The 18,336-nt window shown below is 72.6% G+C and carries 16 protein-coding genes; 10 read left to right on the plus strand and 6 right to left on the minus strand.

Annotated features, from left to right (window positions below):
• Positions 1-48 precede the first annotated feature (48 nt).
• Positions 49-2,304 (minus strand): glycogen debranching protein GlgX, encoded by a 2,256-nt coding sequence (gene glgX / locus OG715_RS27185; protein ID WP_266271549.1) that lies wholly within the window; start codon positions 2,302-2,304, stop codon positions 49-51.
• A 221-nt stretch (positions 2,305-2,525) separates the two neighbouring features.
• Here glgX and OG715_RS27190 point away from each other — a divergent pair, with 221 nt between their 5' ends.
• The 4 genes from OG715_RS27190 to OG715_RS27205 all read left to right on the plus strand — a co-directional run bounded on the left by OG715_RS27190 (position 2,526) and on the right by OG715_RS27205 (position 7,530).
• Complete coding sequence (locus OG715_RS27190) at positions 2,526-3,911, plus strand: L,D-transpeptidase (protein WP_327064165.1); 1,386 nt, start codon at positions 2,526-2,528, stop codon at positions 3,909-3,911.
• 187 nt (positions 3,912-4,098) lie between these two features.
• The gene (locus tag OG715_RS27195) at positions 4,099-5,388 is read left to right on the plus strand and encodes a L,D-transpeptidase (RefSeq protein ID WP_266271551.1); all 1,290 of its coding nucleotides are present in this window, start codon (positions 4,099-4,101) and stop codon (positions 5,386-5,388) included.
• Positions 5,389-5,564: 176 nt separating this feature from the next.
• A complete protein-coding gene (locus OG715_RS27200; protein ID WP_266271553.1) occupies positions 5,565-6,854 on the plus strand; it encodes a L,D-transpeptidase in 1,290 nt (429 codons plus the stop codon).
• 178 nt (positions 6,855-7,032) lie between these two features.
• On the plus strand, positions 7,033-7,530 hold the full coding sequence (locus OG715_RS27205) for an ATP-binding protein (protein ID WP_233290167.1): 498 nt from the start codon (positions 7,033-7,035) through the stop codon (positions 7,528-7,530).
• Positions 7,531-7,845: 315 nt separating this feature from the next.
• Here the strand turns inward: OG715_RS27205 and OG715_RS27210 are convergent, their stop codons facing one another.
• Positions 7,846-8,649, minus strand: coding sequence for a MarR family transcriptional regulator (locus OG715_RS27210; RefSeq protein WP_266271554.1), 804 nt, complete (start codon positions 8,647-8,649; stop codon positions 7,846-7,848).
• Positions 8,650-8,974: 325 nt separating this feature from the next.
• On the opposite strand from OG715_RS27210, the gene OG715_RS27215 reads away from it, so the two are divergent.
• The 3 genes from OG715_RS27215 (at position 8,975) to OG715_RS27225 (ending at position 11,508) form a co-directional block, all read left to right on the plus strand.
• Positions 8,975-9,184: an ATP-binding protein gene (locus OG715_RS27215; protein ID WP_266271866.1), complete on the plus strand. Its 210-nt coding sequence runs from the start codon at positions 8,975-8,977 to the stop codon at positions 9,182-9,184.
• Between the two features lie 186 nt (positions 9,185-9,370).
• Entirely contained in the window at positions 9,371-10,747 is a 1,377-nt protein-coding gene (locus OG715_RS27220; RefSeq protein ID WP_266271556.1) for an AAA family ATPase, read from the plus strand.
• Positions 10,744-11,508 (plus strand): HNH endonuclease family protein, encoded by a 765-nt coding sequence (locus tag OG715_RS27225; protein WP_266271557.1) that lies wholly within the window; start codon positions 10,744-10,746, stop codon positions 11,506-11,508. Before OG715_RS27220 ends, OG715_RS27225 begins: the two co-directional genes overlap by 4 nt.
• Before the next feature lie 17 nt (positions 11,509-11,525).
• Here OG715_RS27225 and OG715_RS27230 read toward each other — a convergent pair whose 3' ends face one another.
• Positions 11,526-12,794: a helix-turn-helix domain-containing protein gene (locus OG715_RS27230; protein WP_266271558.1), complete on the minus strand. Its 1,269-nt coding sequence runs from the start codon at positions 12,792-12,794 to the stop codon at positions 11,526-11,528.
• Between the two features lie 212 nt (positions 12,795-13,006).
• Between OG715_RS27230 and OG715_RS27235 the strand changes: the two genes are divergently transcribed.
• The 3 genes from OG715_RS27235 (at position 13,007) to OG715_RS27245 (ending at position 15,046) form a co-directional block, all read left to right on the plus strand.
• Positions 13,007-13,723 (plus strand): hypothetical protein, encoded by a 717-nt coding sequence (locus OG715_RS27235; protein WP_266271559.1) that lies wholly within the window; start codon positions 13,007-13,009, stop codon positions 13,721-13,723.
• Positions 13,724-13,794: 71 nt separating this feature from the next.
• Positions 13,795-14,580 (plus strand): S1 family peptidase, encoded by a 786-nt coding sequence (locus OG715_RS27240; protein WP_266271560.1) that lies wholly within the window; start codon positions 13,795-13,797, stop codon positions 14,578-14,580.
• 154 nt (positions 14,581-14,734) lie between these two features.
• Positions 14,735-15,046, plus strand: a complete 312-nt coding sequence (locus tag OG715_RS27245) for a VOC family protein (protein ID WP_266271561.1) — start codon at positions 14,735-14,737, stop codon at positions 15,044-15,046.
• Here the strand turns inward: OG715_RS27245 and OG715_RS27250 are convergent.
• The 3 genes from OG715_RS27250 to gcvH all read right to left on the minus strand — a co-directional run bounded on the left by OG715_RS27250 (position 15,033) and on the right by gcvH (position 18,321).
• Complete coding sequence (locus OG715_RS27250) at positions 15,033-16,400, minus strand: L-serine ammonia-lyase (RefSeq protein ID WP_266271562.1); 1,368 nt, start codon at positions 16,398-16,400, stop codon at positions 15,033-15,035. The two genes, OG715_RS27245 and OG715_RS27250, sit on opposite strands and share 14 nt — an antisense overlap.
• 190 nt (positions 16,401-16,590) lie before the next feature.
• Positions 16,591-17,859, minus strand: a complete 1,269-nt coding sequence (gene glyA, locus OG715_RS27255) for a serine hydroxymethyltransferase (RefSeq protein ID WP_266271563.1) — start codon at positions 17,857-17,859, stop codon at positions 16,591-16,593.
• 78 nt (positions 17,860-17,937) lie between these two features.
• A complete protein-coding gene (gcvH, locus tag OG715_RS27260) occupies positions 17,938-18,321 on the minus strand; it encodes a glycine cleavage system protein GcvH (RefSeq protein WP_266271564.1) in 384 nt (127 codons plus the stop codon).
• Between the last annotated feature and the right edge of the window lie 15 nt (positions 18,322-18,336).

Consider the following 18,336-nt stretch of genomic DNA (forward strand, 5'->3'; position numbering starts at 1 on the left):
CGTCGGCCGGGGCCGCCGAGCGGAACGGTCCGCTCCGGGGACGGCCGGTCAGGGGACGGCCCGGAGCAGGTGCAGGGCGCGGGCGCCGAGCGGGACCGGGTCGCCGGGGAGGTGCCGCCCCGCGGGAGCGCCGTCCGCCGCCGCCGTGTCGACCACGGTCTCGTAACCGGTGCCGTCGCCCGCCCGGGGAGTGCCGGGCAGGACGAAGGGGACCGGTTCGTGGCCGGCGTTGAGCAGCAGCAGGAAGCTGTCGTCCAGCAGCGGGCGGCCGCGCGCGTCCCGTTCCGACATCGCGGTGCCGGCCAGCAGCATGCCCACGGCGGCGGTCGGCGCGAACCAGTCGGCCTCGGTCATCTCCTTGCCGAGCGGGGTGAACCAGGCCAGGTCCGGCAGGCCGCCGGGGGCGGTGGCCCGGCCGGAGAAGAACGCCCGCTGCCGCAGCACCGGGTGGTCGCGGCGGAGCCGGACCAGCCGGGCGGTGAACTCGTACAGGCTCCGCCAGGCCGGGTCGTCGAGCAGCGACCAGTCCAGCCAGCTCACCTCGTTGTCCTGGCAGTAGGCGTTGTTGTTGCCGCCCTGGGTGCGGCCGAACTCGTCCCCCGCGGTGATCATCGGGACCCCGGCGGAGAGCAGCAGGGTGGCGGTGAGGTTGCGCAGCTGGCGCCGCCTCAGGGCGGTGACGGCGGGGTCGGTGCTCTCGCCCTCGGCGCCGTGGTTCCAGGACCGGTTGTCGTCGGTGCCGTCCCGGTTGGCCTCGCCGTTGGCCTCGTTGTGCTTGCGGTCGTAGGAGACGAGGTCGCGCAGGGTGAAACCGTCGTGCGCGGTGACGTAGTTGACGGAGGCGTACGGGCGCCGGCCGTCCCGCTGGTAGAGGTCGGAGGAGCCGGAGAGCCGGTAGCCGAGCTCCCGGACGTCCGGGCGGGCGCCGCGCCAGAAGTCCCGCACGGTGTCGCGGTAGCGGTCGTTCCACTCGGCCCAGGGCGGCGGGAACCCGCCCACCTGGTAGCCGCCCGGGCCGACGTCCCAGGGCTCGGCGATCAGCTTCACCCGGCTGAGCAGCGGGTCCTGGGCGACGGCGGAGAGCAGCGGGTGCTCCATCGTGACGCCGCCGTCGGCGCCGCGGGCGAGGGTGGCGGCGAGGTCGAAGCGGAAGCCGTCCACGCCCATCTCGTGCACCCAGTAGCGCAGCGAGTCGGTGATCAGCCGGACGACCTGGGGGCGGCGGGTGTCGAGGCTGTTGCCGCACCCGGTGTAGTCGGCGTAGCCGCGCGGGCGGTTGGGCGGCAGCCGGTAGTAGCCGGCGTTGTCGATGCCGCGCAGCAGTAGCGCGGGGCCGAGTTCGGCGCCGTCGGCGGTGTGGTTGTAGACGACGTCGAGGATCACCTCGATGCCGGCGGCGTGCAGCGCCCGGACCATCCGCTTGAACTCGCCGACCTGGCCGCCGCGCGAGCCGGCGGCGGAGTAGCCGGCGTGCGGGGCGAAGTAGCCGACCGTGTTGTAGCCCCAGTAGTTGACGAGGCCGCGGGCCTGGAGGTGGTCCTCGCTGACGTGGTGGTGGACCGGGAGCAGTTCGACCGCGGTGACGCCCAGGCCGGTGAGGTGGGCGATCGCCGCGGGGTGGGCGAGTCCGGCGTAGGTGCCGCGCAGCTCGGGCGGGACGTCGGGGTGGCGGCGGGTGAAGCCGCGCACGTGCAGCTCGTAGAGCACGGTCTCGGCCCAGGGGGTCTTCGGCCGGTGGTCGTCGGACCAGTCGTCGTCGTCCCGGACGACCACGGCTCTGGGCACGTACGGGGCCGAGTCGCGGTTGTCCCGGACGGTGTCGGCGACCTCGGCCTCGGGCCAGTTGCGGGCGGCGGAGCAGACCGCGTCGTGCGCGGTGTAGCCGCCGTCGACCGCCCGGGCGTAGGGGTCGAGCAGCAGTTTGGCCGGGTTCCACCGGGCGCCGGTCCACGGGTCCCAGCGGCCGTGCACCCGGTAGCCGTACCGGGTGCCGGGCAGGACCCCGGGGACGAAGCCGTGCCAGGTGTGGGCGTCCTGCTCGGTGAGGCGCAGCCGGCTCTCCCGGCCGTCCTCGTCGAAGAGGCAGAGGTCGACGGCCTCGGCGCCGCCCGCCCAGAGCGCGAAGTTGGTGCCCGGGCGGCCGTCCGGGCCGGGGTGGAAGCGCGCGCCGAGCGGCAGCCTGCTGCCCGGCCACGGCGGTTCGCCGTCCGGCCGCTCGCCCGGGTGCCCGTGCACGCGGTGCCCGTTGACGGCCGTGGGGGCGTGCGCGCGCACGGCGGCCGCCGACTCCTGCCCTGACGCCATGGCGGTGCCCTCCCTGGCGGGGTGTCCCGGACCCCGTGCGGTGTCTCATTCCCTGATCGCACCGGACGGAAGCGGCTTAACACCGTGTTACCGGCGGATGGCGCCCGGGTACGGCCGCGTTGCTGGGCCGTCGGAGTGGGTGCTTCCGGCGTGTCGGCGTGTCCTGCCGGGGCCGCCCTCGTTGTGCGGGGTATCGGACGGCTACGGCGGGAGGCCCCGGGATGCGGCCCCGAGGACGGATGTGGGCACGGCGGCTGGCGGCGGTGGGCTGCTGCCTGGTCGTGCTGGCCGGGTGTTCCGGCGGTGGTGGCGGGCCGGGGAGCACGAGCGCGGACGCCGTCGGGGCGGAGCCGTCCGGTCCGCCGCCGGCCTCCCGGGCGTCGATCACCGCGCTGCCGGCCGACGACACCCAGAACCTGCCGCCCGAGGGCCCGGTCCGGGTGAGCGTCGCCCAGGGCCGGCTGGTGTCCGTGCGGCTGGCCGACAGCCGGGGCGGCGAAGTTCCCGGCTCGCTGTCGGCGGACGGCACCGGCTGGGCGCCGGACGGCCCGCTGCCGCTGGGCACGAAGTTCACCCTGGACGCGGTGGCCGAGGACGACCAGGGGCAGCGGGCGGTCCAGCACGCCGACTTCTCGACCATGGCCCGGGCGCACACCTTCGTCGCCTTCTTCACCCCCGAGGACGGCTCCACGGTCGGGGTGGGGATGCCGGTCTCGCTGCGGTTCAGCCGCCCGGTCACCGACCGGGCGGCGGTGGAGCGGGCGATCGCGGTGACGGCGGACCCGCCGGTGGAGGTGGCCGCGCACTGGTTCGGCGGCCAGCGGCTGGACTTCCGCCCCCGGGCGTACTGGGCGCCGGGCACCAAGGTGGCGGTCGCGCTGCGGCTCAAGGACGTCCAGGGCGCCCCGGGCGAGTTCGGCACCCAGAACAAGGACGTCCGGTTCACCGTCGGCCGGGCCCAGGTCTCCACCGTCGACCTGGACGCCCACACCCTCACCGTCCGGGCCGGCCAGGGCGGCCGGGTGGTGCGCACCCTCAAGGTGTCCGGCGGGGACGCCAAGCACACGACCTACCGGGGCGTGCTCGTGGTGTCCGAGAAGTACCGGGTGACCAGGATGAACTCGCAGACCGTCGGGATGGGCGACGAGTACGACATCAAGGACGTGCCGCACGCGATGCGGCTGACCAACTCCGGCACGTTCGTGCACGGCAACTACTGGGCCAGTCCGTCGGTGTTCGGCACCGCCAACACCAGCCACGGCTGCATCGGCCTGGCCGACGCCAAGGGCGGGACGAGCGGGGAGACGCCGGCGGGATGGCTGTTCGAGCACACGATCCCGGGGGACGTGCTGGAGGTCCGGGCCTCGACGGGGGACGCGGTGCCGCCGAGCAACGGGCTGAACGGCTGGAACCTGCCCTGGGCGCAGTGGGTGGCCGGGAGCGCCCTCCAGCCGGGCGCGAGCCCTTCCGGCGCTCCGGGCGCCGGGCCGGGCGCCGGTCCGTCGCCGAGTGCGCCTCCCGGTGGGTCGCCCGGTCCGTCGCCGAGCGCGTCGCCGGTTCTGCCGCCGAGTCCCTCCCCGGACCCGTCCCCCGGGGTGAGGCCCTGACGGCCGTGTGACGGCCCTGTGCGGACGATCTTCACCCCCGTTCACCGGCAGCCCTCCCAGGATTCACCCGATCGGCCCAGCTATCCTGCTTGCCGCGCCGAAGACCGGCGCGGAAGATCGCCGGTCCGGTGCAACCCGTTCGGGCACCAGCGCGTCCACAGTGATGGACACCGGGAGGGGAGAGACCGTGAAGCCGGTTAGGGCGGCCGACGCCGCGATACGTACCACCGTCACCAGCCGCCGTCTGCGCCAGAGCGCGGTGGCGTTGGCGATGGGTGGGGTTCTGCTGCTCACCGCGGCCTGCAACAGCGGGGGTGACGACAATGCCGCCGGCGGGGGTGACGCGACCGCCGGCGCGGGCGCCACCGACGCCGGAGCCGCGGGCAACGGCGGGACGCCGGCCCCCGGCCAGAGCTCCGCCGCGCCGAAGACCTCGGCCGCCGTGCTGAACGTCGAGCCCAAGGACGGCTCCCAGGACGTCGCCCCGGACGGCGCGCTGAAGGTCGGGGTGACGGGGGGCAAGCTCACCACGGTCGAGGTGACCGACAAGGAGGGCAAGCCGGTCGCGGGCGCCATCGCCGCGGACGGCAGCGGCTGGAAGCCCAGCGCCCCGCTGGCCGTCGGCATGGCGTACAAGGTGAACGCCCAGGCCACCGACGCCGAGGGCCTGGTGGCCGCGTCGACCACCTCGTTCACCACGCTGACCCCGGCGAAGAAGATCTCCACCAACGACAACATCGCCGACAACGCCACCTACGGCGTCGGCATGATCGTCTCGGTGGTCTTCAACAAGGACGTCAAGAACAAGGACGCCGTCGTCCAGGGCATCACCTTCGAGGCCAGCGACGGCACCACCGTGAAGGGCCACTGGTTCGGCACCAAGCGGCTGGACTTCCGCCCCGAGAAGTACTGGGCCCCGGGCACCAAGGTCCTCATCAAGTACCGCCTGAAGAACGTCGAGGTCTCGCCGGGCGTCTACGGCGACATCGACAAGGACGAGCCGTTCACCATCGGCCGCTCCCAGGTGTCGGTCGCCGACTCGGCCAGCCACCAGATGACGGTGACGCGGGGCAGCGACAGCCGCACCGTGCCGGTGACCCTGGGCGACGAGAAGAACCCCTCCTGGAACGGCACCATGGTGGTGATGTCCAAGGAGAAGGTCACCCGGATGAACTCGCAGACCGTCGGCCTCGGCGGGGAGTACGACATCCCGGACGTGCCGCACGCGATGCGGCTGACCAACTCGGGCACCTTCGTGCACGGCAACTACTGGGCCAACCCGTTCGGCAAGAGCAACGCCAGCCACGGCTGCATTTCGATGCAGGACGAGAAGGGCGGCAGCGACGCCTCGGTGGCCGGCAAGTTCTTCAACGATTCGATGATCGGTGACGTCATCACCATCAAGAACTCCAAGGAGAAGGTCGTCGCCCCCGACAACGGCCTGAGCGGCTGGAACATCGCCTGGGCGAACTGGTAGTCGTACCCGCCAGTAGCCCCCGTCAGTCGCGGAACCGCCACGACCGGCCCGATCCTCACTCGTTGGGGTCGGGCCGGTCGCGTTTCCGGGGCCGATGCCCCCCCGAACGGCGCAACCTTTCCGGTGCACGGCGCGTGTAAATGTCGAACACCGTGACACGAACGAGGGGGACGACGGTGAAGTCGATACGCAGGGCGGTGGCCGCGGGACTGGTCGGCGGAGCGCTGGTGCTGACCAGCGCCTGCGGCGGGAGCGGCGGGTCCGGGGGCGGGACGGCGGCCAGGGCCGAGCTGGGGGCCGACGGGACCGCGGGGGTCCCGTCGGCCGCCGCCCCGGCCGACGGGCAGGCCCCCGGCTCCCCGGCCGCCGCGGGTGCCGCCACCGGGGCCGCCACCGCCGCCGCGCCCAAGGTCTCGCAGGCCGTGGTGGACATCCAGCCGAAGAGCGGCGCGGTGGACGTCGCCCCCAACGGCGCGCTCAAGGTCGCGGTGACGGGCGGGAAGCTCACCACGGTCAAGGTGAGCGACAAGGCCGGCAAGGAGGTGGCCGGCTCCCTCGCCGCCGACGGGTCGAGCTGGACGCCGTCCGGCCCGCTGGCGGTCGGCACCGCGTACCAGGTGAACGCGCTGGCGGCGGACGCCGGCGGCGTGGTCACCGAGGCGGAGAGCGGCTTCACCACGCTGACGCCGGAGCGGGAGGCGAAGGCGAGCGACAACATCACCGACAACGCCACCTACGGCGTCGGCATGATCGTCTCGGTCTCCTTCGACAAGGACGTCAAGAACAAGGACGCGGTGGCCCGCGGCATCACCTTCGAGACCGACAACGGCACCGTGCTCAAGGGTCACTGGTTCGGCAACCGCCGGCTGGACTTCCGTCCCGAGAAGCACTGGACCCCCGGTACCAAGGTGACCGTCAAGTACCGGCTGAAGAGCGTGGAGCTCGCGCCGGGCGTCTACGGGGGAGTCGACCGGGACGAGCCCTTCACTATCGGGCGATCCCAGGTCTCGACCGTTGACGCCAAGACGCACAGGATGACGGTGGTCCGGGACGGCCGGAGCTCGGTCCTGGACATCACTTCCGGCTCGTCGGAGTTCCCGACCTGGAACGGCACCATGGTCGTGATGTCCAAGGAGGGCGTGGTGCGGATGCAGTCCAGCACCCTGCCCGGCATGACCGGCGACCCCTACGACAAGCAGGTTCCGCACTCGATGCGGCTGACCGACAGCGGCACCTACGTGCACGGCAACTGGTGGCGCCCCTCGTCGGTGTTCGGCACCCAGAACACCAGCCACGGCTGCGTGGCGCTCAAGGACGTCGAGGGTGGCGCACCGGGCACCGAGGCGGGCAAGTTCTACGACGGTTCGCTGATCGGGGACATCGTCACGGTGCTGAACTCCACGCGCGGACAGGTCAAGCCGGACAACGGCCTCAGCGGCTGGAACATGGACTGGAGCGCCTGGTAGGCACTCGGCGGGCCGGCGACCCGGACCTTGCGAACGCGGGTTCGGGTTGCACCCGGCATATGCCGAAAGAGTAGTGATCGTTTGCTCATTGTCCGTACGCGGCCGCTTGCGTTCCGCAATGATGGGGCGCATGGCGGGTTGGGGCGAAACAGATCAGTCATCGGTTCCGGGTTCCAGCTTGGTCGCCGAAGCGTCGTGGGGGTCGTTCCAGGACTCCCTGGCGGCGCTGGAACGGCTCAGCTGCGACGAGCTGGAGCGGCTGTACGCCGGCAGGCTGTGCGACCGGACGACGCCGGGTGAGGTGCGGCTCCCGTCCCGGCCGGAGACCGGACCGGTGGCGCGCCGACTGGTGCTCGCGGTCCTGGGTGCCTGGGAGCTGCACCAGCACCTGGAGGTGTGCGAGTTACTCACCAGCGAGCTGGTCGCCAATGCCGTGCGGCACGCCGCGGGGCGGACGATCGGGCTCCAGGTGGTGCGGAAACCGGGCTGGCTCCGGGTGGAGGTGCGGGACTCCTCACGGGCGCTGCCGTGCATGATCCTGGCGGAGCCGCTGCCGGTCACCGAGCGCGGGCGCGGGCTCCAGGTGGTCGACGACCTGGCGGACCGCTGGGGCGCCGACCTGCTGCCGCGCGGCAAGGGCGTCTGGTTCGAGCTGAAGGTCCGCGAGCGGGTCTGAGCCGGGCCCGTCCGGTGCGCACCGGGCCGGGAAAACACGCAGGGCCCCCGATATCGCCGTGGTCGGCGGCTGGGGGCCCTTGCAGGTCATCGCGCGGCCAAGGGGGTGCGTGCCGTGCGATGGGTGTCGGCCGTGCCGGGTCGGGCGGGCCGAAGTCATCGTTGCCCGGGGCTCCGTCAGTCGCTGACGTTCACCCTCGAACGCTTCGACTATCGCATGGATCTCAGCATGTGGGCAAACCGAGTGGCTTCGATTTCAAGGTTTGTAACCTAGTTCACCTTGGGAATTTGCATAGGTTCACGTCCGCGCCTGAGATTATTCACGATCGACACTATTCGCCCCCGCATACAGTGCTGCTCTGGCGCGTGCTGCGTGCCGGTGCACGGCGGTGGGGGCCAGGCGCGCGGGCGGTGGCGGTACGACCGATCGGCCGCCCGTGCGGCAGGCCCGGCAGAGACCGCCGAGCAGGGCCTGCGGGCGGGCCGGGAGACGGCAGTCGGTGCACTCGGCGAGGCGGGTCACCGGTGGGGCGACGGCCGGGTGTCCCGGGTGCGGCGGGCGGATCGGCGGGAGCTTGTCGACCAGTCGTCTGCGGGTGAACGCGGCCGGGCTGTGGATCTCCGGTGGCAGACCGGCGGTCATCGCCGAGCGGAACGCCGCCTCGGTGGCGCCTCGGGTCAGCCACTCGGCGGCGAGCGGTTCGAGGGTCGCGCAGTCGGCGGCGGAGAGCGCGAGGCGGCGGTCGGCGGCGCCGAGTCCGGCGAGTGCGCGGTAGGCGGGTGTCTCTTCCGGGGGAGGGGGTTGGGCGTCGGTTGACTCCTCCCGGGGGCGTGCGGGCGGTGCGGCCTCGGGGAGGGCGCCGGGAGGCGTCTCGGGCAGCGCCTCGCCGGTGGCGATGAAGTGGTTCCACCAGCCGTCGCCGCGCGGGGTGCGGGAGAAGTACGTCCGGAACACCCACTGGGAGCGGTCGGCGCCGACGCGCTCGCGGACCCGGCGCAGGTGGCCGGCGGCGGAGAGCTTGTTCAGTGCGGTGCGGACGGCCTGCTGCCCGTAGAGCGGGTTGAAGGCGGCGAGGGACTTCACGTCCATCGCGGCGCCCTCGGGGAAGCGGTCGATCATATTGGCGAGGTAAGCCTCGCGAACGGGCAGGTGTGCGAAGTCGCTGGCCTCCCGGGGGAGTTCACCGGGGGCGCAGCGCTTTCCGTACCCCGGGGAGGCGAGTTCCGGCCCGGGAGGGAGCGTGATGGAGCTAAAGTCGTGGCTAGCCACAGGATCGACCTCGAATCGCTTCGATCGTGAGGGTCAGACCCCCGTTCGGTGTTCCAGCACCGGCGGGGGTTGTTTCGTCCGAGCCGCACGCTACATGGTCGTGATGCGCCGTGGCGAACAGTGACGATAAGTCATATCGGCTGGCCGGAAGGCTAGTTGGGCGCGCGGGTGGGAGGTGGTTACCCACCCGTTCCCATGGAAGTCACTCGCCTTCCGGAGCCTGAGCTTCGGCGGCCCCGAGGACGAGTGCGGCCGCGGCCTCGAACTCGTCGCCGCCCTCGCCACCACCTGGGGCGCCAACCCCCGCGGCCCTGGCCGCATCGGCAAGACCGTCTGGTTCGAACTGACGGGTGCCGCCCTCGAAGGCCGGGTGACGGGGTTCTGAGGCTCCCCCGGTCGGACCGGGTACTGTCGCGTGCGTGTGTGCGAGGGACGGGGTGAGTGGTGTGCCGGTGATGAACACGGCTGTTCGCCACCGCTCCCCGTGCCCCGCCCCGGAACCGAGAACACCGGCTTCACCCCGAGTGCCGCGCCCGACGGAGATCATTGAATGTACGTAAAAAGACTGACGATGAACGGGGTCCGCGGATTCGACGGGCAGCGGAAGGTGGACCTCGACTTCGCCCGCCCGGACGGCAGCTACGCGGGCTGGACCGTCCTGGCCGGGCGCAACGGCTCCGGCAAGACCACCCTGCTGCGCGCCATCGCCCTCGCCTGGGCCGGGGAACGGCTGGGCGTCCAGCTGGAGGACCGGCTGGAAGGGTGGCTCTCCGAGGGGGCCGACGCGGGGAGGATCGGGCTGGAGATCGTGAGCGACCCGCTCTGGGACGCTGGTTCCCAGGAAGAGTCGGTCGGAGAGCTGGTGCTCCGCTGGCGGGTGGGTCCTTTCGCGGTAGGCACGACGCTCTTCGAACCGGCGGTCATGAAGAAGCTCAGGTTCGCGCGCGTGCGCTTCGAGGCGGCCCCGGACCTCTTCGAGGAGATCCTGTGGTCCGGGGCCGACATCCCCGGGTGGTTCGTCGCCGCGTACGGGCCGTTCCGTCGGCTCTCCGGCGGTGACGGCGGCGCGCGCCGGCACGGCTACACGGACCGGATGCCCGACTTCTCCGCGAAGCAGAACGCCGTGCAGACCCTCTTCGGCGAGAAGTTCGCGCTCTCCGAAACCGCCGGTTGGCTGCTGCGGCTGCACACGGACCGGCTGGAGGGGCGGCGGGAGGCGGCCGAACTCGTCGAGATGATCATCGCCCTGTTGCAGGACGGGCTGCTGCCGGACGGACACCGGGTCAGCAAGCTCGACAGTGGGGGACTGTGGATCACGAACGAGGAGACCGGCCGGACAGCGCCGCTCGACCGGGTGAGCGACGGCTACCGGACCGTGGTCGTCCTCGTGCTGGACATCATCCGCTGCATGTTCGAGGCCTATCCCTACCCGGGCGAACGCGCACTCGTCTACGAGAACGAGGTGCCGACGCTCCGCCACCCGGGCGTCGTGCTGATCGACGAGGTGGACGCCCACCTGCACGTCTCCTGGCAGCAGCGCATCGGTGAATGGCTGAAGCAGCACTTCCCGCAGGTGCAGTTCATCGTCACCACGCACAGCCCCTACATCTGCCAGGCGGCCGACCAGAACGGCCTGATCCGACTCCCCGGCCCCAGCGAGGAATCGGCGCCGTGCGTGGTGGAGCAGGACCTCTACCGCCGTGTCGTCCACGGCACGGGGGACGATGCCGTCATCTCCGACCTGTTCGGCCTGGACACGCCCTACTCGCCCGAGTCCCAGGAACTCAGGCGACGGCTCGTGGCCCTGGAGCGGGAACTCGTCCTGGGCCGGGCCACCGAGGAGGACAAGCGGGACCTGAGGGCCCTCAAGACGCGGCTTTCGAGTTCGCCGGTGACCAGGGTTGACGAGATCTCGGCGAGGCTCCTCGGTGACGGTGACGCGCCGTGATCCCGGTGCAGAGATCGGCGCTGCCCGAGGAGGTGGAGGCGCGCCTCGCGGCCCTCACCGAGGAGGTGGCCGACGGCGCCGACGGTCTGCAGGTCGCCAAGCGGGCGTGGAAGCGGAACTCCTTCCGTCGTGACACCTACCCGCCCGTCCTCTCCCGGCTGAAGGAGATGGCCCCCGGGATCGACTGCTGCATGTACTGCGGGCAGGGGCTGGCCGACACCGTGGACCACTACGTGCCGATGGACGCCGACCCGGCCAGGGCCTTCTCCTGGTTGAACTACCTGCTGGCGTGCAGTGCCTGCAACAGCAGGTTCAAGCGTCAGCTCCACGCCGTCGACGCGCTGGGCGTGCCGCTGCTGATCGATCCGACGGTCGACGACCCGTTCCGCCACATCCACCTGGTGCTGAGTACCGGGGAGTACCTCGGAATCAGCGACCGGGGCGAGTACACCATCGCCACGGTCGGGCTCAACGAGGACAAACGGCCCGAGGCGCGGTGCCATGCCTTGTCCGTGATGGCCCTGGTGATCGACAAGTGGTGGAGCGCCACCTCGTCCGGGAACCGGTCGGGCGTCGCCACCGCCATCAGCGTCCTCCGGGACCAGCCGTTCGCCGGCGTGTTCCAGGCCATGCTCCGGCAGGCCGCCCGGGAGGAGGCGGACCTCCTCTTCGAAGGGATCGAGGACAAGGTCAGGCTGCTGGATCTGTTGCGGAGACCGGAGCTCAGGGCAGGGCTCTCGGTCGGGGCCGTTCCGCTCTGAACCGGTCGGCGCCGGGGTTAGGCGTCGGTGGGTGTGCGGGTCCAGCCCCGGGTGTCGTCCGCCCAGAAGTAGCCGGGGGCGCCGCGCAGGCCGACCGTGCGGAAGGGCTTGCCGTGGTCGTTGACCAGCAGGGTGCCCTGGCGGTCGCCGCTGCTCCACACCACCTCCAAGTACCAGCTGACGTCCTGGCCGGCGGTCGACGCGTCGACGTTCAGCACCTGCGGATCGGTGGACGAGACCCGGAACGGGAAGTCCGAGGTCCGGCCTTTCCTGTTGCCCTCCATCGCCGGGACTGGCACGGACCGGGGCGCGGCCGCGTCCAGGTCGACGGCGAAGGCCGCCGGGGTGAGGCTGCCGCCGCAGCCCGAGCCCATCGTGTAGGCGTTCCACTTGGGCGCCGGGCGGGTGCTGGCCACCTGCACGTAGAGGGCGTGCAGGACGACGGGCTTGTCCTCGGACCCCTGCGCGGTCAGCTGCAGCCGCAGGTGCCCGCCGGGGACGGCGTGCTGGGCGGCCGCCCAGGAGTCCGTCCGCCGGCCTGCCGGGGGCGCGGGCGTCGTGCCGGGCGGCTGGGCGGACACGAGCCACTGGCCGCAGGGGCTACCCCAGTTGTCGGTCAGGACGTTTACGTGGAACGGCGCTTCTTCGTCGGCGGCAGTGGGAGCGGAAGTGGGAGTGGGGGTGGGGGTCGTCGTCGGGTCGGCCGGCGGACCGGGCGGACCGGGCTGGCCCGCCGGGTCGGGCGCGGCGGAGGCGGGGGCGGACGCCGTCGCGGCGGCCGAGGCCGAGGGCCCGGGGCCGGCCGCGGGGGTTCCGGAACGTCCGGACAGGACCACGACCGGGACCAGCGCAGCGACCACGGCCACGGCGGCGGCGCTGAGCAGGATCCGGGTGGTGCGCCGCCGGCGGTGGGGCTCCCGGGTCGGCTGCCCCTCCGAGGTCTCGTCGGGCTCGGCGGTGGTGGTGTCTGGCGCGGGGGTGGGCTCGGCCGCCGGGCGAGGTGTCGGGGCAGCCGGGGCAGCCGGGGCGGCCGACTCCCGGCGGCGGGACGCATCGGCGAGGATCCACCGCCGGTGCAGCTCGACCAGCTCGTCGGCGCTCGCCCCGCAGACCCGCGCCAGCCGCTCCACCGGCGCGTACTCGGTGGGGACGGCCGCGCCGTTGCAGTAGCGGTGCAGGGTGGAGGTGCTGACGTGCAGCCGGGCCGCGAGCACCCCGTAGCTGCGCCCCGAACGGTCCTTCAGCGCACGCAGCAGCTCGGCGAACTTCTCCGTCTCGACACTCATCCAGGCGCCCCCTCGTCCCGCAGCGGAGTTCCAGGCTCCGCCGAATCCCCAGCTCAGAGTACCTGTAGGCGTTCCAGCGTCCCGAATCGGCCGGGAGACCTGGTGGCTGGGACAGGGCCCGGGCGAGTCTTCGATCCGGCGGCAGAACGCACCCCGGCCGGGGAGCCGCCCGACCGGCCGGGGCCCCCTCCAGCGGAGAAGAGGACTCACCCATGACGATCCACCGGATCCTGATCCCCGGCACGCTCCTCGCGCTCGGCGCTGCCGCCCTGGCCGGGTGCTCCGGCGGCAGTCCGGCGGGCGCCGCCGCGACCGGGGCGGTGCCCCCGCCCGCCACCGCTGCGACCACGGCCTCGGCCGAAGCCCCGGCGGCGGCCGAGCCCGCACGCCCTGCCGGAGCGGTCGCAGGTGGTGCCGGAGGGGCGGGTACGTCAGGCAGCGCGCCCCGTCCGGCCTCCACTGCGCCGGGCACGCCCGCAGCCAAGGCCCCGCGCCCCGTGCCTCCTGCGGCCCGGCACCCGGGCCCCGCGGCCGTGCCCGACCGGGCGCCGTCCTGCATGCCCGGGCAGCTCGCCGTCACGGCGAAGCCCGTGTCCCGCCCGGCGGGGCGCCTGCTGCTGACCGCCCGGAACACCGGGACCGCCCCGTGCGACCTGGGGCTGGTCGGCACCGTCACCTTCGCGGGTGGGGTCGGGGCGACCCTCCCCGGGGGGATCGGCGGCGGCCCGAACATCCTGATGCCGGGACAGGCCAACCACGAGGCGGTCACGCTGGTCCGTGAGGGCGCCCCGGGCAGCGGCGCCACCACGTCGTCGTTCACCGTCGCGCTCGACGGCGGCGCCACCGTGACCGTCCGCACCACGTCCTTCGTCCACGCCCCCTCGGTCGGCCTGTGGCGGTCGACCGAGGCCGAAGCCCTCCGGCAGTGACCGGCCCGGCCGACGAACCCGGCAGTACCCAGCAGAATCCAGCGGATTTCGGAAGAAGAGGAACACCCACCATGCGCATCCCGAACCGTCGCCCGCACCGCACCGCCCGCACCGCGCGGGGCCCGCTCGCCGTCCTGACGGCCGCCGCCGGGCTGGTCGCGGTCGCCGCCGGGCCCGCCGCCGCCGTCCACGGCGGGTCGGACACGACCACCAGGGTCAACCCCTTCGTCATCGCCCTGCAGACGGCAGACGGCCAGCAGTGGTGCACCGGCGCGCTGATCGCCCCCACCAAGGTCCTCACCGCCGGCCACTGCGTCACCGAGGCCGACGACCCGACCGCACTGCGGGCGATCGCGGGCCGGACCGACCTCACCGGCACCGGCGGTCAGGAGCGGCGGGTGAAGAGCTTCAAGGTCGACCCCCGCTTCACGACCGGCCTGGACCACGACTCGGCGGTGCTCACGCTCGACCGGCCGCTCCCGCAGCGGACGGTCCGGGTGGCGGGGAAGGGCGACGAGAAGCTCTACCGCTACGGCCGCACGGCCACCGTGTACGGCTACGGGCGCACCGGGGACGGCGGCCCGGGGACGCACCTGAAGCAGGCGGTGCTCACCCTCGCGGCGCCGGCCGGCTGCGTCCCGTACACGGAGCCGGACGCCTCGCCGCTGCTGAAGGTCTGCGGCCTGCCGGGGCTCGGCACGACCGACAGCATCTGCAAGGGCGACTCCGGCGGCCCGCTGGTCGTGGACGGCGTGGTGATCGGCGTCGTCTCGACCGGTAACAAGTACTGCGACACCCAGATCCCGGTCTCGGTCTTCACCCGGGCCACCGACGTGCCCCGGTCGATCCTGAAGTAGCGGCCGGGCGGAGGGGCCTCCGGCAGCGGGCGGTCCTCGCGGGTGTCCCGACCGCGAGGACCGTCCGGCCTTGACCTGAAGCCGACTTCAGTTCCTGCCTTGGTCCCGAGGCCGCCGGCGCACCGCCGGCGGCGACATCGAGGGGGGATCCGCCATGACCACCGCCGCCGCCGGCACCGACTCCGTCGTGCCCGATCGCTACCGCTACGCCGTCGTCCCGCGCATCATGGTCGACGACGCCGCGGCGGCGATCGACTTCTACCAGCGGGCCTTCGGTGCCCGCGAGGACTTCCGGATCGACGCCCCCGGCGGCGTCCTGCACGCGGAGATCAGCATCGGGGCGGCGTCGCGCGGGGCCGGGCGCTCTCCGCCGTCCTGCGGGAGCGCGGCCGCCCCACTCACGCCCGCGCCCCCGCCGGTGGGCGGGGGCGCGGGCGTGAGTGGGGCCGGTGTCAGCACTCGATGACGTTGACGGCGAGGCCGCCGCGGGACGTCTCCTTGTACTTGATCTTCATGTCGGCGCCGGTCTCCTTCATGGTCTTGATCGCCTTGTCGAGGGAGACGTGGTGGCGGCCGTCGCCGCGCAGGGCCATCCGGGCGGCGGTGACGGCCTTGACCGAGGCCATGCCGTTGCGCTCGATGCAGGGGATCTGGACCAGGCCGCCGACCGGGTCGCAGGTGAGGCCGAGGTTGTGCTCGATGCCGATCTCGGCGGCGTTCTCGACCTGCTCGGGCGATCCGCCGAGGACCTCCGCGAGGCCGCCGGCCGCCATCGAGCAGGCCGAGCCGACCTCGCCCTGGCAGCCGACCTCGGCGCCGGAGATGGAGGCGTTCTCCTTGAAGAGCATGCCGATCGCGCCCGCGGCGAGCAGGAAGCGGACGATGCCGTCGTCGTCCGCGCCGGGGATGAAGTTCAGGTAGTAGTGCAGGACGGCGGGGATGATGCCGGCCGCGCCGTTGGTCGGGGCGGTGACCACCCGGCGGCCGGAGGCGTTCTCCTCGTTGACCGCCATCGCGTAGAGGGTCACCCACTCCATCGCGTTGGCCGGGCCGATGCCCTCGGCGCGCAGCGCGCGGGCGCCCGAGGCGGCGCGGCGGCGCACCTTGAGGCCGCCGGGGAGTATCCCCTCGCGGGACATGCCCGCCCGGACGCACTCCTGCATGACCTGCCAGATCTCCAGCAGCCCGGTCCGGATCTCCTCCTCGCTGCGCCAGGCCTTCTCGTTCTCCAGCATCAGGCCGGAGATGGACAGGCCGGTCTCCCGGCTGAGCCGGAGCAGCTCGTCGCCGGTGCGGAAGGGGTACTTGAGCGAGGTGTCGTCGGGCTTGACCCGGTCCGCGCCGATCGCGTCCTCGTCCACGACGAAGCCGCCGCCGACCGAGTAGTAGGTCTTCTCCAGCACGGTGGAGCCGTCGGCCCGGTAGGCCCACAGGGTCATGCCGTTGGCGTGGTACGGCAGCGAGCGCCGCCGGTGCAGCACCAGCTGGGTGTCGCGGTCGAAGTCGATGGCGTGGGTGCCGAGCAGGCTGAGTCGCTTCTCGGCGATGATCCGCTCGACGTCGAGGTCGGCCCGGTCGACGTCCACGGTGCGCGGGGAGTAGCCCTCCAGGCCCAGCAGGACGGCCTTCGCGGTGCCGTGGCCGTGGCCGGTGGCGCCCAGCGAGCCGAACAGCTCGGCGCGGACGGCCGTGACCTCGTCCAGCAGGGCCTCGGACTTCAGGCGGCGGGCGAACATCCGGGCGGCGCGCATCGGGCCGACGGTGTGGGAACTGGACGGGCCGATGCCGATGGAGAAGAGGTCGAAGACGCTGATGGCCACGGAGTGACGTCCTTGTCTGGTCTCGTGGATGGTGCCGGCAGGGAGGGAGGGACGGCAGTGGCTGAGGTGGTGTTTCGGGCGACCGACACGGGTCGGGGCACCGCGCGCACCTTCCAGTGTGCGCGGTGCCCCGGAATCCCCGGTGTCCGGGCGGCGTGAGCCCGGTCACCCGCGGCCGAACAGGAGGGACCTACAGGTTCGGGTACAGCGGGTACTTCTCGGCGAGGGCGGTGACCCGGGCCTTCAGGTCGGCGGCGACGGTCTCGTCGAAGGCCGGCTTCAGGGCCTCGGCGATGATGTCGGCGACCTCGCGGAAGTCCTCGGCGCCGAAGCCGCGGGTGGCGAGCGCCGGGGTGCCGATCCGCAGGCCGGAGGTGACCATCGGCGGGCGCGGGTCGTTCGGGATCGCGTTGCGGTTGACGGTGATGCCGACCTCGTGCAGCCGGTCCTCGGCCTGCTGGCCGTCGAGCTGGCTGTTGCGCAGGTCGACCAGGACCAGGTGGACGTCGGTGCCGCCGGACAGCACCGAGACGCCGGCCTCGGTGACGTCGGCCTGGAGCAGGCGCTCGGCCAGGATCCGGGCGCCGTCCAGGGTGCGCTGCTGGCGCTCCTTGAACTCCTCGGAGGCGGCGACCTTGAAGGCGACGGCCTTGCCGGCGATGACGTGCTCCAGCGGGCCGCCCTGCTGGCCGGGGAAGACCGCGGAGTTGATCTTCTTGGCGTGCTCGGCCTTGGAGAGGATGACGCCGCCGCGCGGGCCGCCCAGGGTCTTGTGGGTGGTGGTGGTGACCACGTCCGCGTACGGCACCGGGTTGGGGTGCAGGCCCGCGGCGACCAGGCCGGCGAAGTGGGCCATGTCGACCATCAGCAGCGCGCCGGTCTCGTCGGCGATCCGGCGGAACTCGGCGAAGTCGAGCTGGCGCGGGTAGGCGGACCAGCCGGCGATGATCAGCTGCGGGCGGTGCTCCTTGGCCAGGCGCTCGACCTCGGCCATGTCGACCTGGCCGGACTTGTCGTCCACGTGGTACGGCACCACGTTGTAGAGCTTGCCGGAGAAGTTGATCTTCATGCCGTGGGTCAGGTGACCGCCGTGGGCCAGGTTCAGGCCCAGGATGGTGTCGCCCGGCTTGATCAGCGCGAACATCGCGGCGGCGTTGGCCTGCGCGCCCGAGTGCGGCTGGACGTTGGCGTGCTCGGCGCCGAACAGGGCCTTGATCCGGTCGATCGCGATCTGCTCGACCACGTCGACGTGCTCGCAGCCGCCGTAGTAGCGGCGACCGGGGTAGCCCTCGGCGTACTTGTTGGTCAGGACCGAGCCCTGGGCCTCCATGACCGCCACCGGGGCGAAGTTCTCGGAGGCGATCATCTCCAGGGTGGTCTGCTGGCGGTGCAGCTCGGCGTCGACCGCGGCGGCGATCTCCGGGTCGAGGGCGTGCAGGGACTGGTTCAGAACCGTCATGGTGGAGTCTTCCCGGAAGTGAGAGGGAGGAGGGCCGGCGGGCGGGGCGGCCACCGCGCTGCGGCCGCCCCGGATGGCTCAGGCCGAGGGGTTGGTGAGCTTGGTGTACTCGTCGGCGCTCAGCAGCGCACCGGTCGACTCGACGCGGACCTTGAACAGCCAGCCACCCTCGAACGGGTCGCTGTTGACCAGGCTGTTGTCGTCGGCGACGGCCTCGTTGACCTCGGTGATCTCACCGGTCACCGGCGAGTACAGGTCGCTGACCGACTTGGTCGACTCCAGCTCGCCACAGGTCTCACCGGCGGTCACGGTGTCGCCGACCTCGGGAAGCTGCACGTAGACGATGTCGCCGAGGGCGTCCGCGGCGTGCTTGGTGATGCCGACCGTGGCGACCTCACCGGCCTCGGCGGTGGTCAGCCACTCGTGCTCCTCGGTGTACTGCAGGTGCTGGGGGTTGCTCATGGCGTCATTCTCCAG

The sequence above is a fragment of the Kitasatospora purpeofusca genome, assembly GCF_036010405.1.
Classification (GTDB): Bacteria; Actinomycetota; Actinomycetes; order Streptomycetales; family Streptomycetaceae; genus Kitasatospora; species Kitasatospora purpeofusca.